Genomic DNA, 21,455 nt, shown 5'->3' with positions numbered 1-21,455 from the left:
GATCACCTTCCGCTATATCGTCAAAAGCAACGGTTCTCTAGAGAAGATATCGATATTGCTTCTTCTACAATAGAGGGTTGGGCTGCTCAGAGCATGGATGCTTTAAAACCCTTGTATGAGAAGCTGGTAATGGATATTAAAAATGAAGGTTATCTTCAAGTGGATGAAACCACCATCAAGGTTTTAGACGACAAGAAAAAAGACAAAACGCATCTGGGTTATTATTGGGTGTATCATGCCCCAATATCCAAACTTGTAATGTTCAATTACAGCCCTACTCGTGCAAGTAGCGCTGCACTACCTATTTTGCAAAACTTTAAAGGTTACTTGCAAACAGACGGATATGCAGGATACAAAGCTTATGGAAAAAAATCAGATATCACTCCTCTGGGCTGTTGGGCACATGCTCGGCGAGAATTTGAAAGAGCCTTAGATAATGACAAGCAAAAAGCACAACATGTTTTAGTTGAAATACAAAAGCTATATGCGGTGGAGCGCAAAGCAAAAGAACAAAGCCTTAGACCTGATCAAATCAAAGAGCTGAGGCTTCAACAAAGCTTACCTATTATAAACGAACTAGGTAAATGGATGTTTTTGCAAATCAAACTAACCCTACCAAAAAGTCAGATTGGCAAAGCCCTTGCATACTCTCAAACAAGATGGGATAATTTATCGGCATACCTATTAGATGGTAACTTGCAAATAGATAATAATCTGGTGGAAAATGCAATCAGACCAGTGGCCATTGGTAGAAAGAATTATCTTTTTGCCGGATCGCACGATGCTGCTCAAAGAGCGGCTATGGCCTATACCTTTTTTACTAACTGCAAAAAGCATAACGTAAATCCTTTTGAGTGGCTAAAATATACCCTTGAGAATATCCAATCTATAAACCACAAGAATATTACAGACCTGTATCCTCACAATTACAAGCAGCTAGCGGAATCTAAACCATTGTAAAATTACGCTCCTATCATTAATCTTATTGAACTAAACAATATGTAGTTGCTCGGGTGGATACATTGAAAGGGCTTGATTTTAATATCAAAGCGCCCTTAGCTGCGGTTTTACAAGCCAGCTTTACGGTAGCCACAGACACGGGAACCATTGCCATTACTGATTTTATTCCTCAAGAACAATTAAGCACACCCAACAACGCCACACACGTTAGTTTCCGCAGTGCTTTTATCAATTTGGATTTTGCAACGGGCATATTTGACAAAAGCTACAGTCCAATTTCTAATGTTCTCCTGGATCAAAACCTGATTACGGTCACCTTGATCCCAGAACAGGTTCCGGCGGGATCAGGGATACAGTTGTATTTATTGCTCATTGAATTTTATCAAGAAGTCAATGGAATCCAATATTCATTAAAAAGCGGCAACTACAATGCCTTGAATTTGGTAGAAATCCTTTAAAAAAGAAACCTCTTGCCAGCTAGAAACCTCGTTGTATTACGAGGTTTTCTGTTTTGATTGTTTTGGCTTGCGCAACCACAAACTCCACTAACCAGCAGCGCAACCTAAGGATTCTGTCAAGCCTATGTTTTATTTATCCCCTTAAGCGCACTAGTAAAGCGAATCAATGTCAAAAATACTTAATAGCATGCCATTTTAATTACGCCTCTAGCGATGGATTTGGGTTTTTCGTTCTCCAGACGTACCAACCGTTTCGCACTACCATTTTACCATATTGGTATTGATTGGGTCGGCCCGACGCATCGTGATAATGATACAATTGAGCCACGGTATTGAGGTATAAGTTTCCGCTTTTAGCTGCTCTCGAAATAAAACTAGCATCTTCTTAGCAACCATGTCCTTAAGATTAGTAGAAAATCGAATTGAATCAAAGACTTTTTTATTGAAAAGCAAAAGACATTACTACCAACTAACCTATATTTCTTTAGTATTGTATTTAATTGTCATTTGCATTTAAGTTAATTATTTTTAAGCAATTGTTCAATTATGTATTTAGCTTGTGCTCTCGGAGTGCAATATGTATCAAAATAATCTTTACCATTCCTCGAAATTTTTTCATGAAATTCTGTGTCAATTAAAATAGTGTTTAAAACTTTCCCATATTCCTCTGTTGAGTTTATAAAGTATATATTTTGTTGATCCACAAAATCTTTTGGCAATTCTATTTTAAATGGAAAGGAAACAACAAATAACCCTTGATTGAGATAATCTGCAAGACGCCAACTTACCGCATCACAAACTGCTGGATTATTGAGTGCTATTAAAGATTTAGAACTCAATCGGGAAAATGTTTTCGGAGAATATACCACCTTATTCACTACATCCTCAAATCCTAGATTGTTTTTATCAGACCTAGATACGAAACCGCCTTCAAAACTTATTCGAGGGTCCTTACTGCAGAAACGAATAAACTCAGCCCTTATGGCGTTAGCATGAGGTTCTTTTTTCCAAATATTAGAAGAAAAAAAAACGAATTTATCTGTTATTTTAGCAAATACTACACCCTTATAATAAGGCCTTCTCCATTGTATATAAATTTGACGTACCAACTCTTTTAAATTTAAATACCTAAGTAATTCAAATCCAAATACTCGGATGTATATAGCTATTACATTGACCGGGAAATGAGGAAACAAGGATCTTACTTTTTTTTGGTTGTAGGATGCCGTGTTTTTCAATTTATTAGTTACAAAATACAGCTCACAAACTTCATACAACTCTTGGACAACTCCTACTGGATCATCGTTATCAATTACAGCAATTTTGCCATTAATTTGAAAAATAAGTATAGGTAGATTATTAAATTTAATAAAACGAGTATCCGCCTCAAATTGCAGGCGATACTCTTTATACAATCCCAACAAATAATAAGTGGAATAAAAGTTAGGAATATTTAATAATTTTACAACCATTACTTTAAACGATATATTTTGTTTAACAAATTTACTTTGGCTTACTAACCAACAGACTCCACCAACCTACCGTTCTACCCAAGGCCTCCGAAAAGGCTTCCTTTCGTTTATTGGTTGTGAAGGTATTGCTAAATCGTATACCGGTCAAAAGTAGTGTAATCGCATGCCATTTTAGCTGATGTTCTAAGGTTGGCTGTGGATTTTTCGTTCGCCACACATACCATCCGTTTCGTACTACCATCTTCCCGTATTGGTATTTGTTGGGCCGGCCAGAGGCATCGTGATAGTGGAACAATTGAGCAGCTGTGTTTAAGTATAACTTCCCTGCTTTAGCTACTCTTAAAGTAAAATCAGCATCTTCATACAAGCCATAGCCTTCAAAATACGTAGAAAAATTCAACGTATCAAACACTTTTTTTCTAAATGAAGAAACACCTCCCATCAGCATTTCAACTTCATACGTTTTGCCACTCGGCGGCAAAAAACCAACGCTGCGCCCGTGAGAGTACAAAGAAGAATAACCGGGAGGACAATCGCTATCTAACCCTAATTTTTTCCTTAAAACAAATCGGCTTCCGTCTTCTCTTTTCCATCCGTCAAAATAAAATTCATCTATTTTAGGCTTGTAATCGAAACCAACAAATTCAGTTTTGGTTTCTTCCATGATGTAACCACCCACACCCAGAGCATTAGGATACAACTCATAAGTACTTAATAATTGCTCAAAGTAATCTTGTTCTAAAACTATATCATCATCCAGGAAACAAAGTACAGCGGCATCCCTATCTACTCTTTCAATACCGTAATTCCTTTGTTTGGTAAGCCCTCGAGATTCCTTTGGAACCAGAAAATACTTTAGGTTGGTAAAACGGGCCACTTCAAGTGCCTTTGTTGTTTGATCGTTTGTGGATCCATCGATGATTAAAATTTCATCAGGGTAAAGGGTTTGCGTTTGTACCGATTGCAATAATTTTAGCAAAGGAGCTGGACGCATATAAGTACACACAATTAAAGAAAACTTCATGGTCTTGTTTTTAAATGATTGGCCCAAAAAATGCTTTTCTTCCACTGCTTCTCGAACTGAATAAAATAACGGTATGGATTTTTAATCTTTTGATATTGGTAGTACTTAAAAAATAAAATTGTTTTATACCCCAGCAGTTGCTCTTTGGTGTTATTTAATAGAATATACAACATCACGGTTGGTGATGGTTTGGGTTGTATGTTATGTTGATGCCATTCTAGAACAGGCTTTGTCCTAAATCCACCTAAAGGCGCTTTTAAATGCAAAATTTCTGGATAAGGTAAATACAAAACGTCATTCCCCTTATTTCGCAATTGCATTCCAAAATCACTGTCTTCCCCATAACCAAATTCCAAAGCCATATTGAATCGAACTTTCTTTAACAACTCTCTTTTAACTATACTATTACCTGCTCCAAAAGTAGACCACTGCACTATATTTAAAAATTGTTTAACTTCATTTTTTTGAGGATATGAAGTTGTAACTACTCTAATACCATATTTTTTTATTGTATTAAATATGTCCTCCAATAAATTAGGTTCAAATCGATTATCATCATCGGCTAGAAAAACCCATTCACTTTCCGTTTGATCTAATGCCAAATTTCTTGCATTACAGGCTCCTGATTGGTGAATAAAAAAATGTTGGATTATGAAAGGCCACTTTTCTTCCACTATATAATGCAATTCACTTTTACTTAATGGCTCTGGATTTTGTTCGACTATAATAATTTTATGAGGCAATACGGTTTGTTTGGAAAAATCAATCAACACATCATACAAATAGTTTGCTCTGCCAATGGTAGGGATAATTACATCTATTGCTCCGGTACCAATGACTTTTCTGGTGGACTCCACTATGATCCCTGCTAAGTTGATTGTGTGTTTTTTTCTAGTCTTGTAAAAAAAAGAACTAATCAGTGGCAATACAGGAAAACTCCTCTCGTGTAGCATCAAATTAAGAAACAATAAAAAAATCCACCGTGTTTTGTAATGTTGTTTTACAAATCGAAAAAGAGTGTGGATTGTAGCTTGTGGTGTCTCTATTGTTTGCAGCTGTTTTAAAAGTTGGGGCTCCGAATAACATAACAATCCCAAAGGCATTGCTAATTTAGCCATAGAATTCAAATAATAATCAAAATCAGCCTCCCTTACTATTTTATCCTGCACTGCAATTAGCACAGAGGCATGCACTCCGCCAACTAAACTGCTCATTTGCCACGTAGGATAACATTCTTTTTTGTTTGCTTTGATAAATAAAGACTCCTCAACATATCCTATTCTACTATCCAAAAAATTATAATCGGAGGCAGCATAGGACACCATTATTTTATTGTGATGGAGTAAAGCTGGAATTGCCTCTAAATTGAGTTCTGCTTTTGCCGATGCCTTACACCAAACTATTTTTTCATCGGGGAATTGTTGGGCTAAAACCTGCAAACCATCGGCAATAGTACCTTTACTATCAAATGCTACTGATCGATTATCCTCAGTTACAATTGCGGAAATTTTAGAATTCAAATGATATACTACAATCACAACTTACTTCATTATAGAGTTATAAAAAGCCAAACTTTTTTGTGCTACTACTGCTATACTAAATTTTTCTATTACTTTTTTTCGAGCAGAAGAACCAAATTCCTTTTGTAAAGTAGTATTGTCAAGCAATGCGACAATCTTACTGGCATATTCAAGATGATTCGAAGGATGTACCAAAAAACCATTTCTACCGTCATCAATGACTTCTGCCGCCCATCCAATATTTGAGGCGACAATTGCTTTTTCCATCGCCATTGCTTCGATCCAAGAAACCGGTAAGGCTTCGGCAAACGTTGGAAATACACAAACCGTCGCTTGATCAATATGTTCTTTTATTTGCTGGTACGGAACGCTCCCTAAATAGCTAACGTTAGCCAAGGCCTCCTGTGTAAACAACTCCTGCATCATTTTCCAAGTGGAAAGATTTCCCGAAATAATATCTGGAACATCTTTACCCACTAAAATTAACGTGGCATTCGGACTTTTTCGAACGACTTCATTAAATATAAAAGGCAGCTCTAGCAACCCTTTCTTACGGATTAGACTCCCAAAATAAAGTATGTTCCCCGGCCCCCGACCCCCTAGAGGGGCCTTTAGAGTAGTAGTGTCATTAGTATGATCGGTTCCTCCACTATGAAATACATCCGTGTTGATTCCATTAGGGATAATGGTGAATTTTCTGTCTAAATCAAAAACTTCCTTAGTCAAATCAGCAGTAAACTGACTCACGGAAAGCAAGGCATCTGCTTTTTGAAGGGCTCTTTTTTCGTGATATTTGTTCCTCCACTTTACGGGGCGCTGGTCTAAATGACAAAAATAAGTATCTGAGCCGTTCAACCGAATCACAATTGGGCATTTTTTAGGCGTAATAAAAGAGGTAATTCCGGTCCAATCCGATGCTTCTACCAAATCAATTTCTTTATTTTGGTATAACGAATTAATAATGCGTTCCAGTTTTTTGCGGGTCAAATACCAAGACAGCCCTTTTAATTTTATGTTTTTTATCTGCTGCACAGCGATACCATTATCGTTAAACAGACGTTCCTCTTTTTGACCATAGACCAAAACACGAACAGAACATCCTTCTTGGATTAATCCCATTGCGAGGTTTTTGATGCTAGTACCAATGCCACCCGAACTACCTGTGTTGGCGTGAGGGTATTCAGGAGTTAGAAAGGCTATTTTCCTCACCCCCGGCCCCTCTCCTAAAGGAGAGGGGAGCCAAGCTGAAACATTTTTATCTTTCTTCATGGTGTTTTATTGTTGGCATGGTATCCCTTCATTATTATATTTTTATGTGAATCTATCTACCATCTATTGCCCGCTTTTCCTCTGGAGCGGTTTGGTTAGTGAAAAAAAATCCTTGATAATTGTCGCTGTAAACAGTCGTGCTCCCGCATCATTCATGTGTCCGCAGGAAGAGAAATAGTGGTCGCCTTGCACTACATTTTCATAATTGTGAATTTCAGGATAGATCTTGTTTGCCTTTTCAAAATAATCCAATCCCTTTGTATTGCTGCAAATCGGCGTCATCACGGCAATCAAATTGATATTATTGTTCGCGCAAATTTGCTTGATTTCTTCATAATATTTATTATGAATGGGCTTTAACGCTCTAATGTCATTTTTCATGTTTCCTTTTTTACCAACCTCCAAAGCAGCATACCCGGAATTTTGCAGGTGAGCGGTTTTTTTATGGATAAAATTAAAAAACATTTCTCTAAACCCAATTTGAGCATCGAAACCAATATAGCGATAAAATGGAATGTAATACAATTGCCAAAAATCTTTTTCTCCTGAAAAATGTTCTTTTACTAGATTAGAATCATGAATATAGGGCAAAAATTTAGATGCAATACCCTCCGCTCTATGCTCATTGGAGAGATTTAAATCGGTTTCAATTATTATATTTTTGATTGTATAGTTTCGCTCTACCATCAATTTCAACAACAAAGAAGTCTCAAATAAATGACCACCACTCATGCCATAATTAAACGTTTTCAATCCTTTTTCTTGAAATAATTGTGTCACAAAATGATTATTCGCTCTAGAAGATCCTAAAATTACCACATCGTAAATTCTTGGTTTCGAGTTGTAAACATAATCAATTTTCCCTCGATTGGAGGCTTGCAAATAAACAGTCGTATACATAAAATCCAATACTACTAAAAGTAAAAACAGTAACACGAGGGTTTTGACCGTAAAAATTAAAAACTGCTTCATTGTTGTTTTATTCTGGATTATTATGCTACTATTTACATGTATAGTATTTGATACCTCGATATTTTTTAATTTTATAGACGAATACTCGATTTTATAATTAAACTACTCGTTTTGTCACGTCGAGCGCAGTCGAGACGCTTTTTTATCCTAATGAATCTCGACTATAGCTTGTCCTGAGCGCAGACGAAGGACTCGATTTGACAGCTCGACTGTAGCTTGTGATAAGCGCAGACGAAGGACTCGATTTGATAATTAAACCATTCGTTTTGTCACGTCGAGCGCAGTCGAGACGCTTTTTGTCCTAATGAATCTCGACTATAGCTTGTGCTAAGCGCAGACGAAGGACTCGATTTGACAGCTCGACAGTAGCTTGCCCTGAGCGTAGACGAAGGACTCAATTTGATAATTAAACTATTCGTTTTGTCAAGTCGAGCGCAGTCGAGACGCTTTTTTGTCCTAATGAATCTCGACTATAGCTTGTCCTGAGCGTAGACGAAGGACTCGATTTGACAGCTCGATTTGACAACTCGACTATAGCTTGCCCTGAGCATAGACGAAGGGCTCAATTTGACAATTAAACAACTCGTTTTGTCACGTCGAGCGCAGTCGAGACGCTTAATCAAACTATTCTTCTATATCTTCAACATCCGATTCGTATTTATGATGCGTTGCATTTCTACATTCTGATAAATCCTGTAACTTGTCAAAATTTTCATCAATTAGCGCTTGTTTTTTCATCCTACTCCATTTTTTTATTTTTTTTTCAAATTCGATAGCCTGATTAGGATCGGCAAAATCCTGATAAAAAACTAATAAAACCGGTCTTCTACTGTGCGTATAAGCTTCTGGATATTTACCCATATTATGTTCCATAACTCTTCTCTCAATATCAGAAGTAACACCTACGTAAAGAGAATCATCAATACAACGAAGAATATATACATAGTAGAATTTCATATTATGTTTTATTTTTAATTAAACGAATCTCGACTGCGCTCGATTTGACAACTCGACTATAGCTATCCTTGAGCGTAGCCAGAGGACTCAATTTGACAATTAAACTAATCGTTTTGTCACGTCGAGCGCAGTCGAGACGCTTTTTTGTCCTAATGAATCTCGACTATAGCTTGTCCTGAGCGGAGTCGAAGGACTCGATTTGGCAGCTCGACTATAGCTTGTGCTGAGCGGAGCCAGAGGACTCAATTTGACAATTAAACTACTCGTTTTGTCACGTCGAGCGCAGTCGAGACGCTTTTTTGTCCTAATGAATCTCGACTATAGCTTGTCCTGAGCGTAGACGAAGGACTCGATTTGACAGCTCGACTATAGCTTGTCTTGAGCGCAGACGAAGGACTCGATTTGACAGCTCGACTATAGCTATCCATTAACGTAGACAAAGGACTAAATTTATCAATTAAACTACTAGTTTTGTCACGTAGAGCGAAGTCGAGACGCCTTTTTGTCCTCATGAATCTCGACTGCGCTCGATTTGACAGCTCGATTTGACAACTCGACTATAGCTATCCTTGAGCGTAGCCAGAGGACTCAATTTGACAATTAAACTACTCGTTTTGTCACGTCGAGCGCAGTCGAGACGCTTTTTTGTCCTAATGAATCTCGACTATAGCTTGTCCTGAGCGTAGACGAAGGACTCGATTTGACAGCTCGATTTGACAACTCGACTATAGCTATCCTTGAGCGTAGACGAAGGACTCGATTTCACAATTAAACTACTCGTTTTGTCACGTCGAGCGCAGTCGAGACGCTTTTTTGTCCTAATGAATCTCGACTGCGCTCGATTTGACAGCTCGATTTGACAACTCAACTATAACTATCCTTGAGCGGAGCCGAAGGACTCGATCTGAAATCGTATCCATTCTTGTCACGTGGACAATTGATACTGAGCGAAATCAAAGTACATTCGAAAAGGCTCAGTTGTATTAATCTTGAACTTTTCTCATATCGAAAACTCAACTCTCCTACTTTCTTTTTCCTTCCCCAGCCCTAAAGGGTGGGAAAAAGAAAGACTGCACACTACTATTCAAGGACACCAAATCTTCGGCTCCCTTTAGGGTCGGGGTTAAACGAAAACTCAACTCTCCTACTTTCTTTTTCCTTCCCCAGCCCTAAAGGGTGGGAAAAAGAAAGAATACACACTACTATTCAAGAGCACCTATATTTTCGGCTCTCTTTAGGGTTGGGGCAAAACGAAAATGCAACTCCCTAAAACTGAAAATAAATAAATTCCTTGTAATCCGAATACGTTCCCAAGGCAACAATTGCAGCAAGGCACAACCCCAATTTCAACCAGGAATACTTCCCTGAAATGGGTTCAATGTGCGTTCTACTGTTCCATTCCACTACTACAAAAACAGCCACCATTACGAGTAATTCATAATTATACCTCTCGTTTTCCATATATTGGGAAACAAATCGGCCGTCAGAAAACATCCGTTTTATGTAATTAAAAGCTTCTTCAATTGTTTTTGCCCTAAAAAATATCCAAGCGAGGCACGTTAATGCAAAAGTGCTGAGGATATTCAAAAATACGCGAACTGAAGCAAAATCCCAGTATAATACAACCGTTTCCATATTAGACCGATTCTTTTTCAACAGCAATAACGGCAAAAAGTACAAAGCATTAATAAAACCCCAAGCAATAAAAGTCCAATTGGCGCCATGCCAAAATCCACTCACTAAAAAAATGATAAACGTATTGCGTACTTTCATCGCGGTACCTCCACTGCTTCCTCCTAATGGAATGTATAAATAATCCCGAAACCAAGATGATAGCGAAATGTGCCAACGACGCCAAAACTCGGCAATGTCTCTGGAGAAATAAGGGTAATTAAAATTACGCAGTAAATCAATTCCAAAAAGTTTGGACATTCCCAATGCCATATCCGAATAACCGGAGAAATCCCCGTAAATCTGAAAAGCAAAATATACCGCTCCTAGCATTAGGGACAACGAGTTCATCGATTCATAATTATCAAAAATGGCATTGGCATAGGTCGCACAGGTATCGGCAATGACCACTTTTTTGACTAGGCCCCAAACAAACTGAAAAATTCCTTCTTTAGCTTTTTGAAAGTCAAAGCTGCGTTTCACTTTCACCTGTGGCAATAAATGAGTTGCTCTCTCTATAGGACCCGCCACCAATAGTGGAAAATAACTAACAAACAAGGAGTAATCTACAAAGTTAAATTCGGCTTTAATTCTTTTTAAATAAATGTCAATGACGTACGATAACCCGTGAAAGGTATAAAAAGAAATCCCCACTGGCAGAATCACGTTCAGCAATAAAGGACTGGTTTGAAGCCCGAATCCGTTCAATAATTGAGAAAACGAATCGGCAAAAAAATTATAGTATTTAAAGATTCCCAAGAAACCCAAATTCACACTAATACTCAGCCAAAACCAAAATTTCCGTCCCAGTTCGGTCTTGGCCTTTTCTATCATTATACCGGTATAATAATCTAAAAAAGTTGAGAAAACCAGCAAGAATAAAAAACGCCAATCCCAACAGGAATAAAAATAATAGCTCGCAATGATGAGCACTGCATTCTGAGTACTTTTGGTTTTATTAAAAACAAACCAATACAGCAGAAATACAATAGGCAGGAAAATGGCAAAGGAAAATGAATTAAAAAACATATTATTTACAGCTGTTATGGATGTAGAAAGGGGATAAATCTTTATCTATTGTGTTAGTTTTAGGACTCAATACCGTATGATAATCCGGCACATCTTCTGTTACTACTGCATTTGCACCTATAGTCACATAATTACCGATTCTTATTGCTCCAAAAACACAGGCACCTGGTCCTACAAAAACATTATTACCAATTTGTGGAACTCCAATATGAGAGCCGGAATTACTTACTCCAAAAGTAACTCCTTGTGAAATATTGCAATTATTCCCTATTTTGGTATCACCATGGATGACTACATTCCCAAAATGTCCAATATAAAAGCCCTCCCCAATTTGGGTTCTGTAGGAAATATCCAAACCATACTTCACTTTTAAGTAGCGCATCCAAAGAAAGAAAAAGTAAAACAAGGGTCTGTATTTTTTTCTAAAATACTGTGTCAGTCTAAAAATAGTCAAGAATTTCAGTCCCGGATTAGGCATAAGCAAAAAGGTCTTGAGCAGTACCCAAAAGCTTACCTTACTGATTCCACATCGCTTATAATCCGATGCTATAGTTTGTCTTACCATTTTTATTTTTTACAAATTTCAGCAATACCATCCCAAATACGCTGAGAGGCTTGGTCTGCAGGATGTTGATTAATTTTCCTGAACCATTCTTGTGCCCCAGCCACAACTTCATTTATTTCATCTCCTAACATATTTTCAATTTTGTACGCAATGTCCTCTGGGCTATTGAGCCAAACTACTGCATCATTAGGCATAGAACGAAAATGAATAAAATTATAAATTTTTTCAACAGACCAATTACCATTATGTCTTTTAGGATTATAATTAATATATGCACAAGGTTTTTTTTGAGCGGCGTAATCAAAGACCATGGAAGAACCCAAATTGACAACTAATTGTGTATGCGCAACAATATTCAACTGTAAAATGGAATCTTCTGAAGTAGGGAGAATTGTATTCCATCCTTCACCAACTTTGTGCCATTTAGGGTCAATATTACTTACAATATCCTTATTACTTGCTAAAATCAAATTAAATCTATCTGAAAAATCTACTGGACACCTTCGAAAAATAATCCCCAATTGAAATCCCTTTTTATTAAGAATTCTAAGAGCATTAATTAAATCTAATAAATAATCGGAGTCATAAGGTGATGTAGTCACATCATCTCCAGAATAACAAATATATTTCTTTGTGACATCTAAGCCATTTTGTTTAAAAAATATCTCTTTAGGAATTATATTGTCTACATTAAAATGATTTTCGAATTGAGGACTACCAGTTATTACGATTTGATTTACTTTGATATAAGGATAGTAATATAATAGTTCTTGTTTCATGTGAGAACTCCAAACAAAATAGTAATCTGTTTCTACTACCATAGTTCCTTTAGGAAGATTATCCCATGAAAAAATAAAGGTTGCAGTTGGTATTTTTAAATCTTGCGCGGCTAATAAAGGTGCTATAGCTAAACTGATTCTTTGATTAGTACAAAAAACAAATGCTGGTTTTTCGAGCTTTAAAAGTTCAGAACATTCCTTGTAGAAATCCGTTTTTCGTCCTGTCTTTCTGATTAGAGTCCGCACCTTTTCTAGCCCTTTTTCAGAATTAAATAATTGAATTACAAAACAAGTTACCGTTCTTTTTACAACTGATTTTAAAGTCTTATAAGAAAATGGAAATCGATAAGAATCATAAACGGCATCTTTCGATTTTCTAATATTACAATTAAGCTCAATTTCATTTCGGGCATTCTTCAAAACCTCTAAAAAAAAATTTGATTTTTTTTGTTGGAGTTTAATTTCTTCATAACCCATTTTTGATAAATCAAATGGTGTATTATTCCAAAAAATTAAATCCATTTCAGTGGCTTGTTTACATTTGTTATAAAAATCTGTAAAGGCAAAATTGCGCAGTCCGACCCCATCAGGCAATAAAATAAATATTTTCTTGTTTGACATTAAATATCTCTAAACTATTCTTATTATTTTTTCAAATATCGTTTATTAATCTGATTGATGAAATCAATTTAAATTAAATTAATCTCTTCAAATTAAAAATCAATTCATAACAATTAACGCACTGCCAAATATGAAAACTGGATTGAAAATCCCCCTCCATGTAAAGCCGCAACTCTTTTTGCAATTCTTCTTGAATAAACCAACTTGAATAATTAGAATTGCTAATTCCTTCAAAACACTCATTTACCCATACGTTCAAATCATCAGCCAACCACTCCCGCTGTGGAGTTTGTACCGGTCTCTTGGGTGTAAAAACCAAATCATCGGCGAGATAATCAGATGCGATTTCACGTAACATAAATTTAGTCACTCCATTCTTTATTTTGAAATTCAAGGGTAATGAAAAAGCAAATTCTACCAATCGATAATCTAAAAAGGGTTCGCGAAGTTCAGTTGAACATATCATAGAAATTCGATCATTAAAACGTAACGCTCGCGGGATTTTAGTGTAAAACAGGTCTCTGTATTGCTTGTTTAACACGACATCATCAAACGGTTGTGGATAGACCGGTTTTTCTACTTTTGCTAAAAAGGAGTCCGACAGCATATTAATTTTATAGGGGGAATCGTGAACTCCTTGAATTGTTGCTTCATTTTCTTGCGTATAGTAATCATACCCTGCCCACTGCTCGTCCATACCCTGACCGTCCAATAAAACCAATACCTTGTCTTTTCTGGCTTGTTCGAATAGTTTGGCGTAGGCCAATGTTGGGATTCCGCCATAGGGTTCGTCTTGCTGTCCTCCCATTTTATGAGCTAAAACAGGAACCTCATTTGCTTGTAACAACACTTTTATCAAAGGATTATTAGTCTTTGCAATCATGGCTTCTACCCATGGCAACTCGTCATAATCTCCGTTATTGGTATAGAAAGTATAGGCATTGCAATTATTATTATTATTATTATTATTGCTAGTGGCATTTTCCTGACTATTAACCATTGCCAATAAAACGGAACTATCCAAACCCCCACTTATGTTGAAACCAACCGGAACATCTGCCCGGAATCGCAACCGAATACTGTCTTTCAAAAGCGTTAAATAGTGTTCTTTAGCTTGGGCATAGGTTAAATTCTTAGGTTGTTTGGCAACCTCCTCTTCAAAAGAGTACCATTTTTTAATTTGAAGTTTTTGATTTTCATACTCCAAAAAATGACCTCCGGGCAATTGGACTACGTCTTGCCAAAAAGTTTCATCCGGATTGCCATAAGATCCGTAGGCAAAATAGGAAGCCCATACTTTTTCATTAGGTATTTTTGGAATTCCAGCAGCATGAAGTGCTTTGATTTCTGACGAAAAATAAAAACTGTTGTTTTTTATGCTGTAATAAAAAGGTTTCACACCAAAACGATCTCTTGCCGCAAACAATTTTTTATTTTGGTTGTCCCAAATGGCAAAAGAAAACATACCGTTTAGTTTTTGCAAACAATCGGTTCCATAAATAATAAATGCAGCTAGTAAAACTTCGGTATCCGATTCTGTTTTAAAAACATATTGGTTTTGTAAACTTGCTTTAAGTTCATTGTAATTATAGATTTCTCCATTAAAAACCAAAGCATATCGCCCAGAAGAATCCAAAAAAGGTTGGTTCGACTGGACCGACAAATCAATAATAGCCAATCGATTATGACCTAAAGCAGCAAAACTGGCATCGGTGTATTTTCCTGTAGCATCCGGACCCCTATGGTGTTGGCTGCGCAACATAGAGTCCAGCTGCTGGATATTAAAATTACCTACTATTCCTACAATACCACACATTATTTTTGATTGTTTTTTATCATTTGCTCCGCCTTTTTCCAATCTTCCATTGTATCTATATTGACATAATATTCTAGATCAGATTCAATAAACGCAATGCGCTTTCCATATAAAGAATGTTGCTGTAAAAGTACATTCGTTTTGGTTATATAAATACTTCCGTCTCTGTGATATGCATCCGGGAGTTGCTGTCTTCTGCTGATGATATTTTCTTCACCTGTGGCAATTTTTAAGTTCCCCTCATGATTGACTTCAAATGTCCAATGTGGATTATATTCATGAGGCACTTTTTGTACCGAAACTAAGGAATCACAACCGCTGCTTATAAATTTCTCAATAGCCTTATTCAAAAAATTAATGGTTCTGAACGGACTCGTAGTCTGTAACAGACAAACTGCATCGAAAAACACCCCTTGATTTTTAAACCATTGTAAAGCGTGTAAAATAACATCAATGGTTGGTGTACTATCTTGCGCCAATGCCGAAGGTCTAATAAAGGGAACATGGATTTCCAAATCCTTCGCTACAGTAATAATTTCTTTCTCCTCGCTGGACAAAATCACTTCGGTAAGGTAAGGTGATTGTAAAGCAATTTCAGAAGTGTACTGCAATAATGGTTTTCCGTTTAGCAATTTAATATTTTTACCGAGAACCCCTTTTGATCCACCACGAGCAGGTATAACAGCTAAAATCCTCATCTTAGTACATGATTGTTTTATGAAACTGCAGAGGCAATTGCATTAATAATTCCGCTATTTGCGTACCCGCATTTCCTTCTCCGTAAATAGACGACGAGATTGATTTTCCTCTTTGTATAGAGTCTAAAATAGCTCCTACAATCCGCTCTTGACAATAATCAACATCGATACTATTTCCTCCTCTATCTCTCCTGTTTTGACGGGAACCAATATTTACCACTGGAACCCCTAAGAAAGCACATTCCCGAATTCCTACACTTGAATTTCCTATCAGACAATCACTATGTTGCAGCAATTGTAAAAAATCTTTACCTTCCATATTCTTAAAAAAATGAACATTAGGCAGTATATGTTGCTCTCTAAAAGCGCGAATTCCAGTGGATGTTCCATCTGCCCCGGCATCTACATTAGGCCAGAACCATAGGGTCGGTTTGTTTAATTGATGAATCGCTTCCAGTGTCGCTTCAATATGTTTGCGGGAATCTTGATATTCAGTGGTTACCGGATGTTGCATCACTACGAGATAGCCTTCGGATAAATCCGGTGCCGCTCCTACTCCACCATACTTTTCATACGGATCAAAAGGAAGTATTTTACTCGATAACACTTCATCAGCCAAATCAATCGAAGGACAACCCGTGTTAAAAACCATTTGTGGATCTTCCCCTAATTTTATGACCCGCTCTTTCGCATTTTCTGAGGCAACAAAATGATAATCGGATAATTTAGTAATCGCATGACGTACTTTTTCATCAATATTTCCGGTTACTTCGCCTCCTTGAATATGTGCCAACGGAATATTCATATACGAAGCCGCTATTGCCGTAGCCATAGTTTCAAATCGATCGGCAACCGTAACAACTATATCCGGTTTTAAGTTATCAAAAACAGTGGAGAGTTCCAATATTCCGATACCTGTGGTCTTTGCCGCTGCGGTTAAGTTCTCTCCTTCTAATACATTAAATACTTTGGCCGCAATGGTAAAACCGTCTTTTTCTATATAATTCACCGCAGATCCGTATCGATCTAGTAAAGCTGAGGCAGCAACTACCAACTGCAGTTCCAAATCGGTGTGATTTTGAATCGCGGACAAAACGGTTTTTACCCGACTGTAAGAAGGACGTGCCGTGATTACTACTACTATTTTTCTTATATTGCTCATGCTAAATCTTCTTCATTTAAAAAATCCCACTGATTTTTGTCGAATTTAAGTTTTCTCCCAATTACATCCTGGTATGTACTGGCTAAAATACCATAGTTTTTTGGTTTTTTAGATTCTAAATCATCGAAAGTGAGGATATGATTTTTAGCTAATTTTTTATTTACTGCCAATGATTTTTCAAAAATTTGCTTGAGTTCTGAAAAAGCAATATTGTTATTTTTATCAATAGGGTTTAACATAGCGGTGGCGACATTTTGAACAGCAGCTACCAAATTTTTTGTTTCTTGAATGGTTAACGATGCTTTCGCATCCGGACCAAAAAGTTGTCTATCAAAAACAACATGAAATTCCAAAATACTGGCTCCCATTGCCGTTGCGGCAATACAAGTTTCCATTTTAGCCGAATGATCCGAAAAACCAATAGGAACATTATATCGTACCTTTAATTCTTGGATGACATTTAATCCGTATTGTTCCGGTTGCGTTGGATACGCTGTGGTACATTGCAAGATAGAAAAACCAACCTTTCTTTCTCTTAGAAAATGAACGGCCCTATCCAATTCGTCATAAGAACTCATACCCGAAGATAAGATAACTGGCTTACCTGTTTGAGCAATCTTTTCCAAAATCAAGAAATTAGTTACCTCACCCGATCCGATTTTATAGTATTCTATGCCAATTTCTTCCAACCAATCTACCGCCAAATTGCTAAAAGGCGAACAGATAAAGTCGAGGCCTAAAGAATCGCAATGCTGTTTAATTCCCTTCCATTGTTCTAAAGAAAAACTCATTCGTTTCCAATAATCAAACCTTGTTTTATCCTCCAAAGAGAATTTCACTCGAAAAGGCTCATGTTCGCTGCTTTCTGCTTCGGCAATATGCATTTGAAACTTAACGGCATCAACGCCAGTCTGCGCAATAGCATCAATATAGGAATATAAAATACCCAGACTGCCTTCGTGCGCTTGACCTATTTCGGCTATAGTATAAGGGGATGATTTTTTTATTGCCATGATTTAAATCTAATGCATTAGTCAAAAATAATTATTATTTATTGCAGAGCAATATTATCCTGTTGATTCAAATTTTGTCAGTCCTATGGCCAATTATAATTTACAGGAATAATTGGCTCGTTTTTGCTTTTCCTTTCCATCCATAAAAACCTCTCCAATGCATATTGTGCAATTTCTATTGTAGCTTTAGCTATATTTTCTTCAGAAATCTTTTCCATCACAATTCTTCTTTTTTTACAAAAATCAGAACGCCATATTTCGCTTTCTAGATTAGTGACAACATTTCTTAGTTTATCTGAAATATCATTTTCAATGTTTTGATATGATGAAATTCCTCCATACTCTTTTACAACATTGTCCATAACGGAATTTGGATAAGTCACTGCTAAAATTGGTAATCCTTGTGATATAGCCTCGATTAACTTTCCTTTTAAAAGGTCTTTATGCATAATTGAATCTATTACAAGCATACAATCAGCATCAGCAGTTATTTTCAAAACTTTATCTCTATCCAGTTTTGTATGAATTATTGCTTTTGGTATATTTTTCTTAATCCATTGTAATGAAAAATCATCGTATTGGGAAAGTATAAAAATAAACTCTACGTTATTAATTTCTTTAAACAATGAAAACTTTATCAATTCAGTTCCAAAAGAATCTGTAAAGGCGCTTTTATAAAATGTTCCGGTATAGACAAATTTTAGTTTCCCCTTAACAACTTTCTTACTATCATATATTTTATCTTGCTCGCGCATAGCATGTGGAATGACAAAGCATCTATTCACATCCAAATTGTATTTGTTAGCCATAAGAGTAGCTAACCTTTTGGAAGGAAATGTCCAACACTGAGCTTTTTCCACAGTTTCTATCAATATTTTCTCATCATAAGAATAATCATTTTTTAAATTGTTTTGAAATGGATCATTGATGTTTACAATAAAAGGGATTCGTTTTTGGTTCCAAACGTTTATAATTGGTAAAATAGAAAAGGCTGGCAAAATTCTAGACCAAAAGACCGTGTTTTCTAAAGCACTATTACTGATTTTAAGAAGTTTCTCTGTTTGTATTTTAACCCATAGTATCTGATACAATGAACTCTCATTTGACAAAGTAAATAGCTTTAAACTAATTCTATTAATTATACGATATAAAAATCCAAAGAAAGTATTTTTAGGTAATTTTGACCAATAAAAAAGCGTTTTCAACACCTTATTATCTACATTAATCAAAAGTGTACGCTTTATAATCTTTATACTTTTTTCTGATGACAAAAGTCCTAAATTAGTACATTTTTCGCTTAGAATATCAAACCAATTTCTATTAACAATGCCTTCACTTGATTTACTATGTGGATAAACATCATGCGAACAAACAATAATAGTGTGGTTCTTTTTCATTACAGATATAATTTAAACTAAAGTATTTTCATTTTAGTCGAGATTTAATAAATAATTTGCAATTTGTTGTGATGCATCACCACATCCGTAAGGGTTTTGCAGTTTGGAAAAACCTATAAAATTATCCAAAATATCTTGAATTGTATTTATAATTTTATTTTTATCAGTTCCCACCAAGGTTGAAAATCCAGCTGTTATTCCTTCTGCTCTTTCTGAAACTGTTCGAGTGACCAAAACCGGTTTCCCAAGCGAAGGTGCTTCTTCTTGAATGCCGCCTGAATCAGAAACGATTAAAAAAGATTGCTGCATTAACCAAACAAAGGCTGGATAAGAAACAGGATTAATTAAATAGATATTTTTTTTGTCAGACAATAATTCGAATACAACCTCTTTTACATTAGGATTTAGATGAACGGGAAACACAATAACTACATCCTTTCTTTGCGATAATGTCAAAAGAGCTTCGCAAAGGTTCCGGAAGCCTTCCCCAAAGTTTTCTCTACGATGTCCCGTCACTAATATTATTTTCTTTTGTGATGGAATCGTGCTCTTTAATTTATCAATTTCATTATTTTTATAATTCTCCTTTTCTATTTTATTTAAGGTCCAGAACAATGCATCTATAACTGTATTACCTGTTTCAATAATGCTATTTCCAGAAACTCCCTCCTTCAATAAATTTTGAGTGGCATGTCGAGTAGGAGAAAAATGAATATCTGCAATCCTACTGATAATTTGTCGATTAATTTCCTCAGGAAATGGAGCGCCCTTGTTATAGGTTCTCAATCCCGCCTCTACATGCCCAATTTTTATTCCTCTATGAAAAGCTGCCAAAGCTACCATGGATGAAGTTGTGGTATCACCATGCACCAAAACTAAATCGGGTTTTACTTCGCAAAGCACATTATCCATTTTGGATAAAATCGCAGCACTTAAACGATTCAAGGTTTGATTAGGCTGCATCAAATTGAGATCATAATCCGGTATGATTCCAAAAAAATCAAGTACCTGATCCAGCATTTCGCGATGCTGTGCCGTGACACAAACTTTTACAACAAAACATCGTTTGTGGAGTTCGTGATAGAGAGGCGCCATTTTTATCGCTTCCGGTCTTGTGCCAAAACAAAGTAGAATTTTTTTAGTAAGGATCATTTCAGGTTTTAATATAAACGATGTGATTTATGTAATTATTTCTTTTCTAACCACAGATTTGCACCTGTGTCATTATAAAATAAAGGTATTTGTTTAAAAACGTCTTTATGATGTTTGTGCAAATAATTAGAAAATAATTTTATTTCAAACTTTTCATTGTACATTAAAAATGCTTTTAAAATATAGTCCTCATTCCAATTGAAACCATTAAAAACCCATTCTTTGGGATATTCAAAAGGGTAAAAAATATCGTGAAAATGGATTAACACACCAGTTGTTAATATTGGTAAAATTTCAAATAATATATAATTTACATCGCTTCCTGTTTTTGAAACGTGTGTACTATCTATAAATAAAATATCTCCCGCTTGAAGTTTTTTAAAAATATCCAATGGAATTATTTGAACATCTTTTTCTATAACGGTAGTTTTATTTTTATCCGATTCCTTCATTAAGGAATACAATCTTTCTGGATTAGGGTCAATAAATGTCAAATCGATTTGATTCTTAAAAAATAATTCATTAGTATCTAACATTATCATTGAAGAATAACCTGAACCAACTTCAATTATTTTCTTAGGTTCAAAGTGTCGTATCATTGAATAAAGCGTTATTCCATCTGTATAAGAATAGTATCTATTTTCAAATTGATATCTGCTATTAGTTTGCTTTTCAGCTTTAAAAGGAAGTTCTTCATAAAATCTAGAGAACTGCAAAACTAATTCTTTTTGTTTTTCTGTTCTTAATTCAATCCCTTCTAAGCCATCTTTATCTCCATTTTTCCATATTTCGAACTCTCTTTTTTTAACATCTTCAATCGAGAATTATGCTGCGACCTATTCGCGATGCAACTTTTTTAGAAACTTAAGATAGTTTTTTAAGTTTTCATTTCTATTTTCTAGGCTAAAATCGGAAATAAC

Annotated in this window: 19 protein-coding genes; 2 read left to right on the top strand and 17 right to left on the bottom strand. The window is 35.9% G+C overall.

Annotated features, from left to right (window positions below; translation table 11 throughout):
• On the top strand, positions 1 to 960 hold a 960-nt coding region (gene tnpC / locus BUC11_RS15140), incomplete at its 5' end, for an IS66 family transposase (protein ID WP_139259530.1).
• 53 nt (positions 961 to 1,013) lie between these two features.
• A complete protein-coding gene (locus tag BUC11_RS15135; protein ID WP_073355422.1) occupies positions 1,014 to 1,418 on the top strand; it encodes a hypothetical protein in 405 nt (134 codons plus the stop codon).
• A 199-nt stretch (positions 1,419 to 1,617) separates the two neighbouring features.
• On the opposite strand, the gene BUC11_RS17300 is transcribed toward BUC11_RS15135, so the two are convergent.
• The 17 genes from BUC11_RS17300 to BUC11_RS15055 all read right to left on the bottom strand — a co-directional run bounded on the left by BUC11_RS17300 (position 1,618) and on the right by BUC11_RS15055 (position 21,251).
• Positions 1,618 to 1,746 carry a hypothetical protein gene (locus tag BUC11_RS17300; protein ID WP_262487743.1) on the bottom strand — a complete coding sequence of 43 codons (129 nt, stop codon included), beginning with the start codon at positions 1,744 to 1,746 and terminating at the stop codon, positions 1,618 to 1,620.
• Between the two features lie 190 nt (positions 1,747 to 1,936).
• Positions 1,937 to 2,890 (bottom strand): hypothetical protein, encoded by a 954-nt coding sequence (locus BUC11_RS15130; protein WP_073355420.1) that lies wholly within the window; start codon positions 2,888 to 2,890, stop codon positions 1,937 to 1,939.
• 31 nt (positions 2,891 to 2,921) lie between these two features.
• Positions 2,922 to 3,914 (bottom strand): glycosyltransferase family 2 protein, encoded by a 993-nt coding sequence (locus BUC11_RS15125; RefSeq protein WP_073355418.1) that lies wholly within the window; start codon positions 3,912 to 3,914, stop codon positions 2,922 to 2,924.
• A complete protein-coding gene (locus tag BUC11_RS15120) occupies positions 3,911 to 5,452 on the bottom strand; it encodes a glycosyltransferase family 2 protein (RefSeq protein ID WP_073355416.1) in 1,542 nt (513 codons plus the stop codon). The genes BUC11_RS15125 and BUC11_RS15120 overlap by 4 nt, the downstream gene beginning before the upstream one ends.
• A gap of 3 nt (positions 5,453 to 5,455) precedes the next feature.
• Positions 5,456 to 6,703 (bottom strand): glycosyltransferase family 4 protein, encoded by a 1,248-nt coding sequence (locus BUC11_RS15115; protein WP_084129704.1) that lies wholly within the window; start codon positions 6,701 to 6,703, stop codon positions 5,456 to 5,458.
• Between the two features lie 63 nt (positions 6,704 to 6,766).
• Positions 6,767 to 7,675, bottom strand: coding sequence for a hypothetical protein (locus BUC11_RS15110; protein WP_073355414.1), 909 nt, complete (start codon positions 7,673 to 7,675; stop codon positions 6,767 to 6,769).
• Between the two features lie 624 nt (positions 7,676 to 8,299).
• Complete coding sequence (locus tag BUC11_RS15105) at positions 8,300 to 8,632, bottom strand: GIY-YIG nuclease family protein (protein ID WP_073355410.1); 333 nt, start codon at positions 8,630 to 8,632, stop codon at positions 8,300 to 8,302.
• A gap of 1,266 nt (positions 8,633 to 9,898) precedes the next feature.
• Positions 9,899 to 11,332 (bottom strand): MBOAT family O-acyltransferase, encoded by a 1,434-nt coding sequence (locus tag BUC11_RS15100; protein WP_073355408.1) that lies wholly within the window; start codon positions 11,330 to 11,332, stop codon positions 9,899 to 9,901.
• Position 11,333: 1 nt separating this feature from the next.
• Positions 11,334 to 11,897 (bottom strand): serine O-acetyltransferase, encoded by a 564-nt coding sequence (locus BUC11_RS15095; RefSeq protein WP_073355406.1) that lies wholly within the window; start codon positions 11,895 to 11,897, stop codon positions 11,334 to 11,336.
• A 2-nt stretch (positions 11,898 to 11,899) separates the two neighbouring features.
• The gene (locus BUC11_RS15090; protein WP_073355404.1) at positions 11,900 to 13,297 is read right to left on the bottom strand and encodes a UDP-glycosyltransferase; all 1,398 of its coding nucleotides are present in this window, start codon (positions 13,295 to 13,297) and stop codon (positions 11,900 to 11,902) included.
• 73 nt (positions 13,298 to 13,370) lie between these two features.
• A complete protein-coding gene (asnB, locus tag BUC11_RS15085; RefSeq protein ID WP_073355424.1) occupies positions 13,371 to 15,113 on the bottom strand; it encodes an asparagine synthase (glutamine-hydrolyzing) in 1,743 nt (580 codons plus the stop codon).
• The gene (locus BUC11_RS15080; RefSeq protein ID WP_073355402.1) at positions 15,113 to 15,811 is read right to left on the bottom strand and encodes an acylneuraminate cytidylyltransferase family protein; all 699 of its coding nucleotides are present in this window, start codon (positions 15,809 to 15,811) and stop codon (positions 15,113 to 15,115) included. Before BUC11_RS15080 ends, asnB begins: the two co-directional genes overlap by 1 nt.
• 1 nt (position 15,812) lies before the next feature.
• On the bottom strand, positions 15,813 to 16,973 hold the full coding sequence (gene neuC, locus BUC11_RS15075; protein WP_073355400.1) for a UDP-N-acetylglucosamine 2-epimerase: 1,161 nt from the start codon (positions 16,971 to 16,973) through the stop codon (positions 15,813 to 15,815).
• A complete protein-coding gene (locus BUC11_RS15070) occupies positions 16,970 to 17,986 on the bottom strand; it encodes an N-acetylneuraminate synthase family protein (protein ID WP_073355397.1) in 1,017 nt (338 codons plus the stop codon). The genes neuC and BUC11_RS15070 overlap by 4 nt, the downstream gene beginning before the upstream one ends.
• 83 nt (positions 17,987 to 18,069) lie before the next feature.
• Complete coding sequence (locus BUC11_RS15065) at positions 18,070 to 19,383, bottom strand: glycosyltransferase family protein (protein ID WP_073355395.1); 1,314 nt, start codon at positions 19,381 to 19,383, stop codon at positions 18,070 to 18,072.
• Between the two features lie 33 nt (positions 19,384 to 19,416).
• A complete protein-coding gene (gene wecB, locus BUC11_RS15060; RefSeq protein ID WP_073355393.1) occupies positions 19,417 to 20,535 on the bottom strand; it encodes a non-hydrolyzing UDP-N-acetylglucosamine 2-epimerase in 1,119 nt (372 codons plus the stop codon).
• A gap of 35 nt (positions 20,536 to 20,570) precedes the next feature.
• A complete protein-coding gene (locus tag BUC11_RS15055; RefSeq protein WP_073355392.1) occupies positions 20,571 to 21,251 on the bottom strand; it encodes a class I SAM-dependent methyltransferase in 681 nt (226 codons plus the stop codon).
• Positions 21,252 to 21,455: the final 204 nt, after the last annotated feature.

It is taken from the genome of Flavobacterium xanthum (genome assembly GCF_900142695.1).
GTDB lineage: Bacteria > Bacteroidota > Bacteroidia > Flavobacteriales > Flavobacteriaceae > Flavobacterium > Flavobacterium xanthum.
This window is presented reverse-complemented; position numbering and strand designations above follow the sequence as displayed.

What these genes read in the sequence shown, in the direction of transcription:
- BUC11_RS15130 (WP_073355420.1), bottom strand. Translation starts at nt 2,890, where the DNA reads ATGGTTGTAAAATTATTAAATATTCCTAACTTTTATTCCACTTATTAT.
- BUC11_RS15125 (WP_073355418.1), bottom strand. Translation starts at nt 3,914, where the DNA reads ATGAAGTTTTCTTTAATTGTGTGTACTTATATGCGTCCAGCTCCTTTG.
- BUC11_RS15115 (WP_084129704.1), bottom strand. Translation starts at nt 6,703, where the DNA reads ATGAAGAAAGATAAAAATGTTTCAGCTTGGCTCCCCTCTCCTTTAGGA.
- BUC11_RS15110 (WP_073355414.1), bottom strand. Translation starts at nt 7,675, where the DNA reads ATGAAGCAGTTTTTAATTTTTACGGTCAAAACCCTCGTGTTACTGTTT.
- BUC11_RS15105 (WP_073355410.1), bottom strand. Translation starts at nt 8,632, where the DNA reads ATGAAATTCTACTATGTATATATTCTTCGTTGTATTGATGATTCTCTT.
- BUC11_RS15100 (WP_073355408.1), bottom strand. Translation starts at nt 11,332, where the DNA reads ATGTTTTTTAATTCATTTTCCTTTGCCATTTTCCTGCCTATTGTATTT.
- BUC11_RS15095 (WP_073355406.1), bottom strand. Translation starts at nt 11,897, where the DNA reads ATGGTAAGACAAACTATAGCATCGGATTATAAGCGATGTGGAATCAGT.
- BUC11_RS15090 (WP_073355404.1), bottom strand. Translation starts at nt 13,297, where the DNA reads ATGTCAAACAAGAAAATATTTATTTTATTGCCTGATGGGGTCGGACTG.
- asnB (WP_073355424.1), bottom strand. Translation starts at nt 15,113, where the DNA reads ATGTGTGGTATTGTAGGAATAGTAGGTAATTTTAATATCCAGCAGCTG.
- BUC11_RS15080 (WP_073355402.1), bottom strand. Translation starts at nt 15,811, where the DNA reads ATGAGGATTTTAGCTGTTATACCTGCTCGTGGTGGATCAAAAGGGGTT.
- neuC (WP_073355400.1), bottom strand. Translation starts at nt 16,973, where the DNA reads ATGAGCAATATAAGAAAAATAGTAGTAGTAATCACGGCACGTCCTTCT.
- BUC11_RS15070 (WP_073355397.1), bottom strand. Translation starts at nt 17,986, where the DNA reads ATGGCAATAAAAAAATCATCCCCTTATACTATAGCCGAAATAGGTCAA.
- BUC11_RS15065 (WP_073355395.1), bottom strand. Translation starts at nt 19,383, where the DNA reads ATGAAAAAGAACCACACTATTATTGTTTGTTCGCATGATGTTTATCCA.
- wecB (WP_073355393.1), bottom strand. Translation starts at nt 20,535, where the DNA reads ATGATCCTTACTAAAAAAATTCTACTTTGTTTTGGCACAAGACCGGAA.